This window comes from Streptomyces longispororuber, assembly GCF_024448165.1.
Taxonomy (GTDB): Bacteria; Actinomycetota; Actinomycetes; order Streptomycetales; family Streptomycetaceae; genus Streptomyces; species Streptomyces longispororuber_A.
In genome coordinates this window covers 14,774-28,588 of the sequence record NZ_JAMOLN010000011.1, presented here as the reverse complement: position 1 = coordinate 28,588, position 13,815 = coordinate 14,774, and the positions used below count along the sequence as shown (strand labels likewise).

Here is a 13,815-nt window from a genome sequence, read left to right as displayed (position 1 = left end):
GGGACCACCATAGCGAGCACGGCAGTTCACGCCGATAAGGCGCCCTGCTGTAGGCGGGTGAGGGGGCACGGGGTACTGCGGATCGGGGCCGGGCGTCCTTCGGGCCGACCTGGGGCCCGCTGGCTGCGGGTCGACCGAAAGCCGTTGTCTACTGAACGCCCGGGCCCCACCCGGGTCGCACCTGGCACGGCCGGCCGGAACGTTCCAGCGCCCCGTGGCGCGGGCGCTGGGCCTGGCTCCCAGCGGTGGTGCGCCGGTGCGGCGCACCACCCCCTGACCCAGCTGCGTTCGACGACTGCGTGGACTTCCCCGGTCGTGCCTGGAGGTGGTGGACCCGGCCGAACCTACCCGTCGACCGCCGCGTTCTGTCAACAGTCGTTTGACCTGGGGCTCTTCGTGAACTGGCCTGGTCAGGGCGGAGGATTCGCAGGTCGTACGGGACGGTGCGGGTCCCGGATCCGGTGCGCGCCGCCCCGGTACATCACTCGTCCGGCCGTACGAAGACCGTCTGTCCGAAGACCACCGTCCTTAGGCAGACGGGGAGTTGGGCGCCCGGCGTGAGGTCCGGCAGGCCCGGGGTCCCGGAGCGCGGGTCGGTCGACCAGCGGGCCACGCGGTCGTCCGGCGCCTGCACGATCAGCTCGTCCGTGCGCCACACGGCGTAGTCGGCGGGGGCGCCGGGGACGAGGATGCCGGCGTCGTCGCGGCCGACGGCGCGCCAGCCGCCGCGGGTGTGGGCGGTGAACGCGGCGCGGACGGAGACCCGGTGTTCGGGGGTCCGGTGGAAGGCGGCGGCGCGGACGGTGCCCCACGGGTCGAGCGGGGTGACCGGGCTGTCGGAGCCGAAGGCGAGCGGTACACCGGCCTTCAGGAGGGCGGCGTACGGGTTGAGGGTGCGCGCCCGCTCGGCCCCGAGCCGGTCGGCGTACATGCCGTCCTCGCCGCCCCAGAGCGCGTCGAACGCGGGCTGCACGGAGGCCGTGAGGCCGAACTCGGCGAAGGCGGCGACGGTTTCGGGGGTGAGCATCTCGGCGTGCTCGACGCGGTGCCGGGCCGCGCGGACGCGGGCCAGGCCGACCTTCTCGGCGGCGGCGCGCATCCCGTCGACCACCGCGGTCACGGCGGCGTCCCCGATGGCGTGGAACCCGGCCTGCAGACCCGCCTCCGTGCACGCGGTGACGTGGGCGGCGACCTCCTCCGCGGTCAGGTAGCCGGTGCCGGTGTGCGGGGCGTCGGCGTACGGCGCGTGCAGACAGGCCGTGTGGGAGCCGAGGGAGCCGTCAACGAAGAGGTCGCCCGCGGCGCCGAGCGCACCGAGGGCGCGGGCGCGCTCGATGTCGCGGTCGGCCCAGTAGCCGATGACGCGGGGGCCGGGCTCGGAGCGGGCGAGGTCGAGGAGGCCGGTGAAGTCGTCCTCGGAGGAGATGTCGGGGCCGCCGCACTCGTGGACGGAGCCGATGCCGAGGGAGGCGGCGTGCCGCAGGGCCGCGCGCTGGGCCTCGACGCGCTGCTGCGGGCCGACCGCGGCGAGGGCCGCCGCGCGGACGGCGTGGTGGGCGTCGCGGGTGAGGGGGCCCTCGGGGTCGTACCCGGGGCGGGAGGTGACGCCGGGGACGAGGTCGAGGAGGGCCGTGCTCACGGCGGCGGAGTGCACGTCGATCCGGGAGAGGTAGACCGGGCGGCCGCCGGTGGCCTCGTCGAGCTGGGTACGGGTGAGGGGCTGGTGGCCGGGCCAGCGGGCGGCGTCCCAGCCGTGCCCGAGGAGGACTCCGTCGGTGGGGCGGGACGCGGCGTGGTTCCGTACGAGGGCGAGGGCTTCGGCCGGGGTGCGCGCGGTCGTGAGGTCGAGTCCGGTGAGGGCCAGGCCGGTCGACGTGGTGTGCACGTGGGCGTCGGTGAACGCCGGGGTGACCAGGGCCCCGTCGAGGTCGACGACTTCGTCCACGCCGTCCGCGAACGCGTCCGCCGCGCCTTCCGAGCCGACCCAGGCGACGTGTCCTGCCTCCACGACCATGGCGGTGGCGAAGGGGTCGGCGGGGCTGTGGACCTCGCCGCGTCGCAGGAGGACGGTACGGGTGCTGGGGGGCGTGCTCATGCTGACCAGTTTCCCGTGCCCCGACCGCCGCCCCGTGGCCGGGGTCCCTTTTGTCGCCGGACGCCGGAATCACCGCGCCCGGGCCGCGGGCAGGCGCCCGGTGATCAGATGCGCGGCGGGCGGGCCTCGTACGGGGTGGAGAGGACCACCGTCGTGCGGGTCGAGACGCCGGCCAGGGAGCGGACCCGGGCCAGGAGGTTCTCCAGTTCGTGCGGGGTCTCGACCCGCACCTTCAGGATGTAGTTCTCGTCGCCCGCCACGCTGTGGCACGCCTCGATCTCGGGGACGCCCGCGAGGCGTTCCGCGATGTCGTCGGGGGCGCTCGGGTCGAACGGCTTCACCGAGATGAACGCGGTGAGCGGCAGGCCGACCGCCTCGGGGTCGACGACCGCGGCGTAGCCACGGATCACGCCGCGCTGCTCGAGGCGGCGCACCCGCTGGTGCACGGCCGACGTGGACAGGCCCGTGGCCTTGCCCAGGTCGGTGTAGCTCATCCGCCCGTCCTTGACGAGCAGCTGCACAATCTGTCGGTCGAGCTCCTCCATGGCGTCGAACCTACCGGTCCCTTGATCCCCCCGGATACCTGAGCGACGCGGGAGAAGGCAGGATGCGGGCGTTACGCCTACCGCGTCCCCGGCACCTGCAATCGGCATGTGACGAACGCCACACCCTTCGGGCCGTGTCCACCGGCATGCGGCGATTACCCCGAGGACGGGGCGGGAAGTGCTTGCTGTGGTCGAGGCCGCACCCCATGGACATCCGCGGCCGGCCCACCCGAGGGGGAGAATCCCATGCAGAGTGTGAAGCGTCCCGGACGCCCTGCCGCGCGTACCCGCAAGCAGACGGTCGTCGAGCCCCAGCCGGAGGGCGTCGAACCCGACGCCTTCGACGGGGACGACACCGACGCGTACGACACCTTCGAGATGTACCGGGTGATCTGCCCGGACTGCGCCCAGCCGATCGCGCTCCTGGCGGACGAGGACGTGCTGCCCGAGCACGCGCTGTGCGCCACGCCCTGGAACCCGTTCGGGCTGACCGTGTGCGCGGGCACCGGCCGCTCGGCCGATGACGCCCGGCCCGCCGACGAGGTGACGGGCGCTCAGGAGCAGGACACCTCGCTGCTGTTGACGCTCCCTCAGGGACTCGACTGGCGCACCCAGCCCTTCTCGCACGTCGGCGGCCCCGCCTCGCGCCCCTTCCGGGTGCCGGAGCAGCCCTCCCGCCGCGCCGCCTGACCCGGCCGCTCAGGCCAGGTCGTCCCAGTAACTGCCCTGCACCATGGCCCGCAGGCTGCCGTGGTGCAGGATCAGTGTGTCCGGATCCGCCGGCACGGCGACCTCGCCGAAGTGCGCCTGGCGGTAGGCGACCCGGAGCATGACGACGGCGTGCCGCAGGGCCGCGTAGAGCGTGTGGAAGTCCATGTCGCGCGGGGTGTGGCCGGTGAGTTCGGCGTAGCGGGCCTCGACGCGGTCGCGGCGCAGGAAGTCCGGCAGGCCGCTCTGGCCGAAACTCTCGGTCAGGTCCTGGAAGAAGCGGTGCAGATAGACGGTCCAGCCGAGGTCGACCTCGCGCGGGGCGAGCGCCGCCATCTCCCAGTCGAGGACGGCGGCCGGCGCGAAGCCGTCGTAGATGATGTTGCCGATCCGGGCGTCTCCCCAGTTGAGGACGGCGTCGCCCTCGTCGCGCGGCCAGAGTTCCTCCAGCCGGTCGAAGGCGCTCTCGATGAGCGGCGAGCGCGGGCGGCGGTCGACGACCCAGGCGTAGTAGGCGCGTTGGGCCTCGACGTGGCGGCGCAGCGGGCTGCCGTCGCCCGGCAGCGCGAGGAAGTCCGCCTCGGCCGCCGGCACGCCGTCGTGCAGCCGGGCGAGGACGCCGATGCTCGCGCCCTCCAGTCGCTCCCGTTCGGCGTCGGTCGCGGCGTGCAGCCAGTTGCCCTCGTACGTGTACGGCATGACGTCGGGCGGCACCCGGCCGGCCACCCGCTCCATGACGAAGAAGGGCGCGCCGAGCGGTCCGTGGTCCTCCTCCAACCACAGCACGCGCGGCACCGGGATGCCGGTGCGCTCGGCGGCCAGGCGCATCGTGCGGTACTGCCGCGGCATGTCGTAGACGGGGAAGATGGTGTACGCGGACGGGTCGGCGGCGAGCCGCAACGCGCAGGCGCGCACGGGTGCCCGGGGGTGCTCGATGTCGAAGAGGAGGGTCTCGCTCGACATGCCGTTGGACTCGGGCACGGTGACGTCGACCGCCTTCGCGCCGGGCAGCGTGCGGCCCAGCCAGGCGGTGAGCCGCTGGGCGATCTCCTCGGGCTCGCGGGTGCTGGTGCGGGGGCGTGGTGCTGTCGCCATCAGTGACTCCCCTTCCGTGAGCGGCGGTCAGGGCGCCACGGAGCCGAAGCCGGTGAAGCCGCTCGGGTCGTGGCGGCCGAAGCTGCCGTGCTCGAAGATGCCGTGCCCGACCTGCCCGTCGAGGGTGAAGCGGGCCGCGTGGTCGATGACTCCGTACGCGGCCAGGGGATGCGCCGAGGGGTCGGAGAGGTCGTAGCTGCGGCGGTCGGTCCAGCCGTGGCCCTGCCAGGTGCCGTGCTGCCAGTCGTCGGCCGGCGGATAGCCGGCGCCGACCGCGAGGGGCGAGGAGGCGAGGATCTCCACGCCGAGTTCGAGCGGTTTGCCGTCGGCCGGATCGGTCAGGTGGATGACCGCGCTCTCGGGGTGGCGGGTGCCGGGGCGGTAGGTGATGTCGGCCCGGGGCCAGCCGAGTTGGCGGTCGCGGTGGCCCTCGCGGACGAGCGTGGCGTCGTTGAGGGTGCGGAAGCCGTCGGCGTCCTCCTGGGTGACGACCATCAGGAAGCGGTCGTCGAAGCGGACCGGCGCCCAGATCCAGTGGAAGCCCTCGGTCGGGTGCTCCTGGGCGAGGCGGCCGCCCTCCTCGCCGGGCACCGGCCGCACCCCCCAGCTCCGGTCCCGGGTCCCGGTCCAGCCGCTCACCTCGATCTCCCGGCCGCCGATGCGCAGCCGGCCGTCGCACCGCCCCGCCTGCACGAACCGCTTGCCCTCCAAGATGAGGCGCCCGCCCCTGCGCTGGGTGTGGTGCGGTTCCCACAGGGCGGGGAAGTCGGCGCTCCAGTGGATCTCGTACGCGAGTCCGTCGGGGTCGTCCGGGTCGGCGGCGCAGGTCAGGACGAAGTCCTTCAGCGGGCGCTCGACGTGGATGCGGAGCGGGCCGGCCTCCATCCGCGTACGGCTGTCGTCGCTCAGGGCGTCCGAGGCGCGGGCGGCGTGCAGGGTGTCGCCGACGCGCAGGGTGGCGTAGGCGTCGATCACGCCGAGGTTCGGGTAGACGCCCAGGCCGAGGATGAGGAGGAACTCTCCGGCCGGGTCGAAGAGGTGGAAGATGCAGCGGTCGTAGGCGTTGCGGTCGCTCGTCGCGACGTGCTTCATCGACAGCGGCACCTGGTGCACGGGGTACTCGTCGAACGCCACGGGACGGTCGTCGTCGGCCACAGCAATCCTCCCTGCGCGCACGGCAGTTGACGTCGCCCGGAGGGGTACGGCCTGCCCGGCGGCGGAGTTGACGGTACGTCAGCTCGTCGGTACTGACCAGATGTTCGACGGGTCGGACCCGGCGCACGGTTATGTCCTGAACTGACGCTCGAATCCGTCGACCGGTGACCTGCTCCGTCGCCCGCCCGTTGACCTGGCATGACCCCGACGCAGACACCCGCCCCTGCGCCCACCGGACGGCGCAGGCGCATCCTCGTACCTGTGGCCGCAGAATCGGTTCATCAGCAGCACCAGCAGCATCCGCAGCACCAACAACATCAGGCGCACCCGCAGCCCCTGCAGCCCGCACAGCACCCCGCGCACCCCCAGCACCAGGCTCACCCGCAGCCGCAGCAGCCCCTGCTCCAGCCGCACGACCCGCCGATCTACCGGGCCATGGTCACGAGCTGGGCCGACCGCGGCAAGACGCTGCCGGGTCGGCACGACCCGGAGTGGGCGCGGCTCGTGGCGCCCACCGTGCGCACCGGTCAGTTCAGCGCGTCTCCGGACCCGCGAGGTGACGGGCGATGACCATCCGCTGGATCTGATTGGTGCCCTCGACGATCTGCAGCACCTTGGCCTCGCGCATGAACCGCTCGACGGGGAAGTCCGCGGTGTAGCCGTACCCGCCGAGGACCTGCACCGCGTCCGTGGTGACCTTCATCGCGGCATCGGTGCACAGCAGCTTCGCCATGGCCGCCTGCTTGGAGAACGGCCGGCCCGCGTCCCGCAGCCGGGCCGCCGACAGGTACAGGGCGCGCCCTGCCTCGATCTGCGTCGCCATGTCCGCGAGCATGAAGCGAAGTCCCTGGAAATCGGCGATGGGGCGGCCGAACTGGGACCGGTCCTTCGCGTACGCCACGGCCGCGTCGAGCGCCGCCTGCGCCACGCCGATCGCGCAGGCCGCGATGCCGAGCCGTCCCGAGTCGAGCGCGGAGAGGGCGATCTGGAAGCCCTGCCCCTCGTCCCCGATGCGCCGCGCGTCGCTGATCCGCACCCCGTCGAAGTGAACCTGGGCGGTGGGCGAGCCCTTCATGCCCATCTTCTTCTCCGGCGCCGCCGCGCTCAGCCCCTCGGCGTCACCCGGCACCAGGAACGCCGTGATGCCGCGTGCGCCCTCGCCGCCGCTGCGCGCCAGGACCGTGTAGAAGTCGGCGACGCCGCCGTGCGTGATCCAGGCCTTGGTCCCGGTGAGCACCCAGTCGCCCCCGTCGCGCACCGCCTTCGTGCGCAGCGACGCGGCGTCCGATCCCGACGACGGCTCGGAGAGGCAGTACGCGCCGAGCAGTCCGCCGCCGAGCATGTCGGGCAGGTGCTCCGAGCGCTGCTCCTTCGTGCCGAAGTTGGCGAGGGCGTGGCAGGACAGCGAGTGCACGCTGACGCCGAGGCCCACCGTGAGGCGGGCGGCCGCGAGCTCCTCCAGGACCTGGAGGTAGACCTCGTACGGCTGGTCGCCGCCGCCGAACTCCCCGTCGTACGGAAGTCCGAGCAGTCCTGACGAGGAGAGCAGGGTGAAGGTCTCGCGCGGGAACCGGCCCGCGTCCTCCTCCTCGGCCGCGGGCGGGACGATCTCCCGCTGCGCGATGTCACGGACCAGCTGAATCAGGTCCTGAGCTTCGTCCGTCGGCAGCTGACGCTCGACTCCTGGCTCCGGCATGGCGACGCTCTCCTCCCTGGGGGCGCTGCGGCGGCGCGCCGGGGTGGGGCTGTGCCGCCGGGTGGTCACTACCGAGCCGATGCTGCCTCTCCGGGTCTCGGATGGGGCTGACCAGCGGCTGCGGCGTGTTGAGTATTCCCGATCCGGGGCCTCTCGTCACTAGTTAACGACCGCTTACTCCAAGTTTTTCGTGAGGCGGTCGTCACCCGTGAAGGAACCGGGGAAATTGGTTCGGACCATTGACCCCACTGGTCTAGTCCTCCTAAGGTGCGGCGGCAGGTCCACAGCACCACTTCCCCCACGCTCCCCTCCCCCCACGAGGAGACACGATGCTCAGACCGCACCTCCCCCGCGCGCGCTTCAAGGCGCTCGTCTCCGCTGCTTGTTGCGCCGTCCTCGGCGCCGGACTGCTCGCCTCGGCGGGCACGGCGGCGGCCCAGACCGATGTCAACTCCCAAGAGGCGGCGGCCGGTTCGAAGGTCGTCGGATACTTCACCGAGTGGGGTGTCTACGACCGGAACTACCACGTCAAGAACATCGAGACGTCCGGTTCGGCCGACAAGCTCACCCACATCAACTACGCCTTCGGCAACGTCCAGGGCGGCAAGTGCACGATGGGCGACTCCTACGCCGCGACCGACAAGGCGTACACCGCCGACCAGTCGGTGGACGGTGTCGCCGACACCTGGGACCAGGAGCTGCGCGGCAACTTCAACCAGCTGCGCAAGCTGAAGAAGCTCCACCCCGACCTCAAGGTCCTCTGGTCGTTCGGCGGCTGGACCTGGTCGGGCGGCTTCTCGGACGCCGCCAAGGACCCGGCCGGGTTCGCCCAGTCCTGCTACGACCTGGTCGAGAACTCCAAGTGGGCCGACGTCTTCGACGGCATCGACATCGACTGGGAGTACCCGAACGCCTGCGGCCTCAGCTGCGACACCAGCGGGCGCGACGCGTACAAGAACCTGATGGGGGCGCTGCGTTCGAAGTTCGGGGCGGGCGCGCTCGTCACGTCCGCCATCCCGGCCGACGCCTCCGACGGCGGCAAGCTGGACGCCGCCGACTACGCGGGCGCCGCCCAGTACGTCGACTGGTACAACCCGATGACGTACGACTTCTTCGGCGCCTGGGACGCGCAGGGCCCCACCGCCCCGCACTCGCCGCTGACCTCGTACGAGGGGATACCGAAGGCGGGGTACAACAGCGACGCCACCGTCACCAAGCTCAAGGCGATGGGCGTGCCCGCCTCGAAGCTGCTGCTCGGGATCGGCTTCTACGGGCGCGGCTGGACCGGTGTCACGCAGGCGGCGCCCGGCGGCACCGCGACCGGGCCCGCGGCCGGCAAGTACGAGCAGGGCATCGACGACTACAAGGAGCTCAAGACCAAGTGCCCCGCCACGGGCACGGTCGGCGGCACCGCGTACGCGTACTGCGGCACCAACTGGTGGAGCTACGACACCCCGGCGACCATCGCGGGGAAGATGGACTACAAGAACCAGCAGGGCCTGGGCGGCACCTTCTTCTGGGAGCTGTCCGGCGACACGACGAACGGTGAGCTGATCAAGGCCATCGACTAGGGCCTGTCGTCGCAGGGAGATCGGGCGGGGTTCCGGTGCGCCGGGCCCCGCCCTTCCCGTGCGCTCAGGGGTGGGCGGGCGCCGGGTAGGCCGGCTCGAACTCCTCGATCACCCGCAGGGTCTCGACGAGCGTGCGGACCAACAGGGCGCGCACGGTGTCCCGTTCGAGCCCGTGCCGGCCGATCCAGTCGAGCGTGACGCCCTCGACGCTGCACAACCAGCCGAGCAGGGCGGTCCTGGCCAGCTCGGGCACCTCCGGCCTGCCGTAGGCGCCCTGGGCGATCGTGGCGATCATCTCCTCGCGCACCCCGTCCCGGATGGCCTGCACCTCGGTGTCGAAGCCGACGCCACCGGTGACGATCGCGCGGTAGGCCGCCTGGTGGTGCTCGGCGTACCGCAGATAGCCGTCGACGGTGCGGTGCACGCGGTCGACCGGGGCCAGTCCCCCGGTGCTGTTCGCGCGGTCCACGAGGTCACCGACGGAGTCCTCGATGATCGCGAGGTAGTAGCCGCGCTTGGACGTGAAGTAGTAGTAGATCAGGCCCTTGGCGACGCCCGCGTGCCGGGCGATGTCGTCCATCGACAGCGCGTCGTAGGACGTGTCGGCGAACAACTTGCGTCCGATGGAGATGAGTTCGGCGCGGCGAGCGGCCGAGCGGGCGGTGCCGCGCGTCCGCTGATGACTGATGTTCAATGGCGGTCCCGGTCTCCGGCTCCTTGCGGATGCCGCAGTATGGCACTTTCCGGGGCGCTTCTCGCCCGTGCGCCCGGGGCCTGCAGTGGTACGCGTCACGTCGCGCCGGGCGACGCCCCCGTCACATCCAGCCGAGCTGCGTGACGAGCATCGCGAGGACCACGACGAAGGTCCAGCCCATGACGTGCTCGAGGATCTTGGGCCCGTCCTCCTCGGGGCCGCCGGTACGGGTCCGCGCGGCGGCAGCGGTGGTGGAGGCGGTGGCGGAGCTTGCGGTCATGGCTGTCTCGCTCGGGTCGCGGTGCTGGTCCTGGCTCTCCCCCGGCGGCGCCCTGGTCCCCTCCGGCGCCCCCTCCACCTTGCCATCGGATCGCCGCCGCGCGGCCGAGACCTTGGTCACGTACAACCGGGCCGCCGCGCCGTGCGTCCCACACTGCGACGCGATCCCTCCGACCGGAAGGTTCCCGATGAGCACGTACCGGCCGTCCCGCCGCAGCGCACGCCTCGCGCTCGCCGCGGCGATCACCGTCACCGCCGCGCTGACCGGCCCGGCAGCCGTCTCGCAGGCCGCCGCCGAGGACGCGCCCGCTCCCGGCGCACCGGGCCTGGGCGACCCGATGTTCCCGCTCGACGGGAACGGCGGCTACACCGTCCGCCACTACACCCTCGACTTCGACTGGCAGGCACCGAGGACGCCGTTCGCGGCGTCGACCACGATCCGGGCCACGGCGACCCAGGCACTGTCCCGCTTCGACCTGGACTTCGCGGGCAACGAGCTGGGCCGCGTCACCGTGAACGGCCGCCCGGCCCAGACCCGGCGCGACGGCGACGAACTCGTCGTCACACCCAAGTCACCCCTCACCAGAGGCAGTTCGTTCACCGTCAAGGTCTACTACACCGCCGATCCGACGCAGCTGCGGCACCGCGACGACGCGATCGAGGACTACGGCTGGATACCGACGCCCGACGGCACGGTCCTGTACCCGCAGCCCAACGGCGCCAAGATGATCTTCCCGTCGAACGACCACCCCAGTCAGCGCGCCCCGTTCACCTTCCGCGTCACGACCCCCGCCGACCGGACCGCCGTGGCCAACGGCAGGCTGACCGACAAGGCCGAGCGCCCCGGCGGCCGGGTCCGCTGGACGTACGAGTCCGAGCAGCCGGTCGCCACCCAGCTGGTCCAACTGGCCATCGGGGACTTCCGGTTGATCGACAGCAAGGGACTCGACGGGATCGCCGTGCGCGACGTCGTCCCGACGGCGCTGGTCGCCCCGACCAAGCAGTACCGCGATCTGACGCCCGACCACCTGCGGTGGCTGCGGGAGAAGCTGGGGCCGTACCCGTTCAACCGGTACGGCGTCCTGGTCGGCGACACCGACCTCGGGGTGGCGCTGGAGACGCAGACCCTGTCCCTGGTCCCGAAGGCGGACCTCCTCGGCACCAAGGTCGACGCGGAGCGCAATCTGGTGCACGAGCTCACCCACCAGTGGCTCGGCGACAGCGTGGGCATCGCGACCTGGTCGGACCTCTGGCTCAGCGAGGGCCACGCCCGCTTCTACGAGCGCTGGTACTCCGAGGAGCACGGCGGCGACAGCTTCGAGGCCGCGATGAGGACGGCGTACGAGAACCACGACCAGTGGCGCCACGACTACGGCGCGCCCGCCGAACCGACCGAGCCGAACCTCTTCAAGCGGATGCGCTACGACGGCTCGGCGCTCGTCCTGTACGCGCTGCGCGCGCAGGTCGGCGCGGACACGTTCCAGAAGATCGAGCGAGCCTGGTTCGCCCGGTACCGGGGCGAAACCGCCTCGACGGCCGACTACATCGCGCTGGCCTCGAAGGTCGCGGGCCAGGACCTGTCCGGCTTCCTCCGTCCGTGGCTCTACGGCGCCACGACCCCGCCGATGCCGGGCCACCCCGACTGGGTGGTGAATCCGGTCGTCACCGGGTGACGGTCGTGGCCCCACCGCCCCGCCGGGCGGTGGGGCCACGCGGGGGTCAGCGCACGCCCACGGCCGCCAGCGCCTTGCGCTGCTTCGGGGTCGGGTGGGCCGGGAAGTACAGGTAGCAGACGCCGCCGGTGCCGGAGACGACCTTGCCGGTGGCGTTGTAGCGCTTGGTGCGGAGCCAGATGTTCTCCCACTCGCGGCGCTTGTAGACGCGGCGGACCGCCGGGTCGTTCGGCGAGGCCGGGTCGTTGGCGACGACGTCGCCGTCGGCGGTGAAGCCGATGACCGTCATCAGATGGCCCGAGGTGCCGTAGCCCGCCCCCGTCAGCTCCTCCTTGAGGAACGACTGGGACGTTATGGCCGGGATGCCCGCCGCGATCAGCTTCTCCAGGTCGGTGAGCGAGGAGAGCCGGGTGACCACGCCCTGGAGGTCCTTGTACGTCGCCGCGTACGCCGCGTTGAACGGCCAGTTGCCGCAGCCCTCGTACTGGTAGTCGTAGGTGGAGCGGGCCGCGTGGCAGACCTGCGGGTCCGCGTAGTCCGGGTTGACCCAGGCGAGATCGGCCGCGGACGGCTTGCGGCCCCAGTACTCGATGATCATCTGCGAGGACGTGGGGCTGCACCACGCCTCACCGCCGTTGTCGTACTCGGGGTACTGGCCGGCGTGGACGTTCTGCGAGTAGCGCGGGACCGTCAGCTCCTTGGCGAGGCCGGGCGCGGAGGCCGGCACCGTGAAGCGGTCCGGGACGTCCGAGCCCATGGCTCCCAGGCGCCAGACGGTCGGGGCGGCCTTCGAGCCGGGCGCACGCAGCAGCGTGAGGCGCAGCGCGTACGAGACCAGGCGCAGGCCGGACGCGGCGTCGTCGATGGAGAACGTGTCCGTCCAGATGCTCGACTTCCCGTCGCTCTGGTCGTCCACGGAGGTGCGGCGGATGTCCACGTCCGCGTCGTCGCCCGCCGTCCAGCGGCCCATCACGTACCAGGGCGTCTGCGTGCCGTCGGTGTACGTGCCCTGGAGCTCGATCTGGATCCAGGTGCCGGCCGGGGTGTGCGCGTTCCAGGAGGCGATGACCTCCGTGGCGGGGACGGCGAGCCGGTGGACCGGGGAGGTCCACTGCGCGTACTCCCACTCGCCGGTCCTGTTGAGGTGCGGGTCGGTGTACGTCGTCGTGCCGGCCGGCGCCGCGAACGTCAGGCCGGGGCGGGAGCCCGCGACGGGACGGGTGCCCCGGCCGGTGCCGGAACGCCAGTCGGTGTACGTCGTCCAGGTGCGGTTGTCCACGAGGCGTGCGGGGGCCTGTTCCTGTGCGGGTGCGGCGTGTGCGGTTCCCGAGGCGGCCGTCGTGACGAGCGCGACGCCTGCGGCCGCGACGAGGACGGTTCTGCGGGACGGACGGGAGTCCGGGTCGGTTCGGGTCATCGGGTGGATCCCCCAGTCGACGGATCGGGTGGACGGGCCTGACGGGTCTGACGGGCCGGGTGCAGCGCCTGCTCCTGCTGGAACAGTGCGCCAACTATGGCCGCCGGAGCGGGATTTCCACCAGCGTTTCGAGGCCGTACCGCCCTACCAATATTGGTCTTCACCACTGGCATGACCTGCGGCGGCGCGCTCCAAACGGATCCGCGCCGACCCGTACCCTGGCGGACGTGAGCTACCACCGCCTGCCCCTCGACCGGTACGCCGCCCGGCTGCGGCGGCTGTCGCCCTCGTGCGGCCCCGTGCGCCTCGTCGGCATCGACGGGCACGCGGGGTCCGGGAAGTCGACCTTCGCCACCCGGCTGGCGGAGGCGCTCGGCGGCGCGCCGGTCCTGCGGCTCGACGACATCGCCAGTCACGACGCCCTCTTCGGCTGGACGGACCGGCTGCGCGCCCAGGTCCTCGATCCGCTCGCGCACGGCAGGACCGCGCACTACGAGACGTACGACTGGCACGGCCGCCGCTTCGACGGTGTCCGCGCGCTGCCGCCCGCGGACGTCGTCCTCGTCGAGGGCGTGGGGGCGGGGCGCCGGGAGGTGCGCCCGTTCCTGGCGGAGCTGGTGTGGCTCGACAGGGCGGCCGAGGCGTCGTGGGAGCGGGGGCGGGCCCGGGACGGTGCGGCGCAGCGGGAGTTCTGGGACGGCTGGATCCCAGCGGAGCGCGAGCACTTCGCAAGAGACCCTTCTCGGCCCTTCTCGCAGCAATTGGTACGCGAGTGCCCGGAGGGTTATGAGGTGCGTGAGGGCCCTTCCGGGACCTCGCCGCACCGCCCCGACGTCACTCACCGTGAGGAACCGCCAGCGGTCCGGTGAACCTTCGGAAACGGCCTT

General features: G+C 72.3%; 13 protein-coding genes. 5 read left to right on the top strand and 8 right to left on the bottom strand.

Annotated elements, in window-relative coordinates; translation table 11 throughout:
- Positions 1-481 precede the first annotated feature (481 nt).
- Both M4J07_RS05165 and M4J07_RS05160 read right to left on the bottom strand, forming a co-directional pair.
- Positions 482-2,095, bottom strand: a complete 1,614-nt coding sequence (locus M4J07_RS05165) for an amidohydrolase (RefSeq protein WP_255967656.1) — start codon at positions 2,093-2,095, stop codon at positions 482-484.
- Positions 2,096-2,199: 104 nt separating this feature from the next.
- Positions 2,200-2,640, bottom strand: a complete 441-nt coding sequence (locus tag M4J07_RS05160) for an Lrp/AsnC family transcriptional regulator (RefSeq protein ID WP_018534770.1) — start codon at positions 2,638-2,640, stop codon at positions 2,200-2,202.
- Between the two features lie 246 nt (positions 2,641-2,886).
- Between M4J07_RS05160 and M4J07_RS05155 the strand changes: the two genes are divergently transcribed.
- Positions 2,887-3,330: a hypothetical protein gene (locus M4J07_RS05155; RefSeq protein WP_255967653.1), complete on the top strand. Its 444-nt coding sequence runs from the start codon at positions 2,887-2,889 to the stop codon at positions 3,328-3,330.
- Between the two features lie 9 nt (positions 3,331-3,339).
- Here the strand turns inward: M4J07_RS05155 and M4J07_RS05150 are convergent, their stop codons facing one another.
- Together M4J07_RS05150 and M4J07_RS05145 are read right to left on the bottom strand one after the other, a co-directional pair.
- Positions 3,340-4,443, bottom strand: a complete 1,104-nt coding sequence (locus M4J07_RS05150) for a phosphotransferase family protein (RefSeq protein WP_255967651.1) — start codon at positions 4,441-4,443, stop codon at positions 3,340-3,342.
- A gap of 27 nt (positions 4,444-4,470) precedes the next feature.
- Positions 4,471-5,535, bottom strand: a complete 1,065-nt coding sequence (locus M4J07_RS05145) for a hypothetical protein (protein WP_255967759.1) — start codon at positions 5,533-5,535, stop codon at positions 4,471-4,473.
- Positions 5,536-5,859: 324 nt separating this feature from the next.
- Here M4J07_RS05145 and M4J07_RS05140 point away from each other — a divergent pair, with 324 nt between their 5' ends.
- Positions 5,860-6,168, top strand: a complete 309-nt coding sequence (locus M4J07_RS05140) for a hypothetical protein (protein ID WP_255967767.1) — start codon at positions 5,860-5,862, stop codon at positions 6,166-6,168.
- On the opposite strand, the gene M4J07_RS05135 is transcribed toward M4J07_RS05140, so the two are convergent.
- The gene (locus M4J07_RS05135; protein WP_255967650.1) at positions 6,131-7,294 is read right to left on the bottom strand and encodes an acyl-CoA dehydrogenase family protein; all 1,164 of its coding nucleotides are present in this window, start codon (positions 7,292-7,294) and stop codon (positions 6,131-6,133) included. The two genes, M4J07_RS05140 and M4J07_RS05135, sit on opposite strands and share 38 nt — an antisense overlap.
- A gap of 329 nt (positions 7,295-7,623) precedes the next feature.
- Here M4J07_RS05135 and M4J07_RS05130 point away from each other — a divergent pair, with 329 nt between their 5' ends.
- Positions 7,624-8,865 (top strand): glycoside hydrolase family 18 protein, encoded by a 1,242-nt coding sequence (locus M4J07_RS05130; RefSeq protein ID WP_255967649.1) that lies wholly within the window; start codon positions 7,624-7,626, stop codon positions 8,863-8,865.
- 64 nt (positions 8,866-8,929) lie between these two features.
- Here the strand turns inward: M4J07_RS05130 and M4J07_RS05125 are convergent, their stop codons facing one another.
- The gene (locus M4J07_RS05125) at positions 8,930-9,559 is read right to left on the bottom strand and encodes a TetR/AcrR family transcriptional regulator (RefSeq protein ID WP_255967648.1); all 630 of its coding nucleotides are present in this window, start codon (positions 9,557-9,559) and stop codon (positions 8,930-8,932) included.
- Between the two features lie 121 nt (positions 9,560-9,680).
- The gene (locus M4J07_RS05120; RefSeq protein ID WP_255967647.1) at positions 9,681-9,839 is read right to left on the bottom strand and encodes an SCO1431 family membrane protein; all 159 of its coding nucleotides are present in this window, start codon (positions 9,837-9,839) and stop codon (positions 9,681-9,683) included.
- A 187-nt stretch (positions 9,840-10,026) separates the two neighbouring features.
- Between M4J07_RS05120 and M4J07_RS05115 the strand changes: the two genes are divergently transcribed.
- Positions 10,027-11,511: a M1 family metallopeptidase gene (locus M4J07_RS05115; protein ID WP_255967646.1), complete on the top strand. Its 1,485-nt coding sequence runs from the start codon at positions 10,027-10,029 to the stop codon at positions 11,509-11,511.
- A gap of 46 nt (positions 11,512-11,557) precedes the next feature.
- On the opposite strand, the gene M4J07_RS05110 is transcribed toward M4J07_RS05115, so the two are convergent.
- Positions 11,558-12,928: a peptidase C39 family protein gene (locus M4J07_RS05110; RefSeq protein ID WP_255967645.1), complete on the bottom strand. Its 1,371-nt coding sequence runs from the start codon at positions 12,926-12,928 to the stop codon at positions 11,558-11,560.
- A gap of 227 nt (positions 12,929-13,155) precedes the next feature.
- Between M4J07_RS05110 and M4J07_RS05105 the strand changes: the two genes are divergently transcribed.
- Positions 13,156-13,797 (top strand): uridine kinase family protein, encoded by a 642-nt coding sequence (locus tag M4J07_RS05105; protein WP_255967644.1) that lies wholly within the window; start codon positions 13,156-13,158, stop codon positions 13,795-13,797.
- The last annotated feature ends 18 nt before the right edge of the window (positions 13,798-13,815 follow it).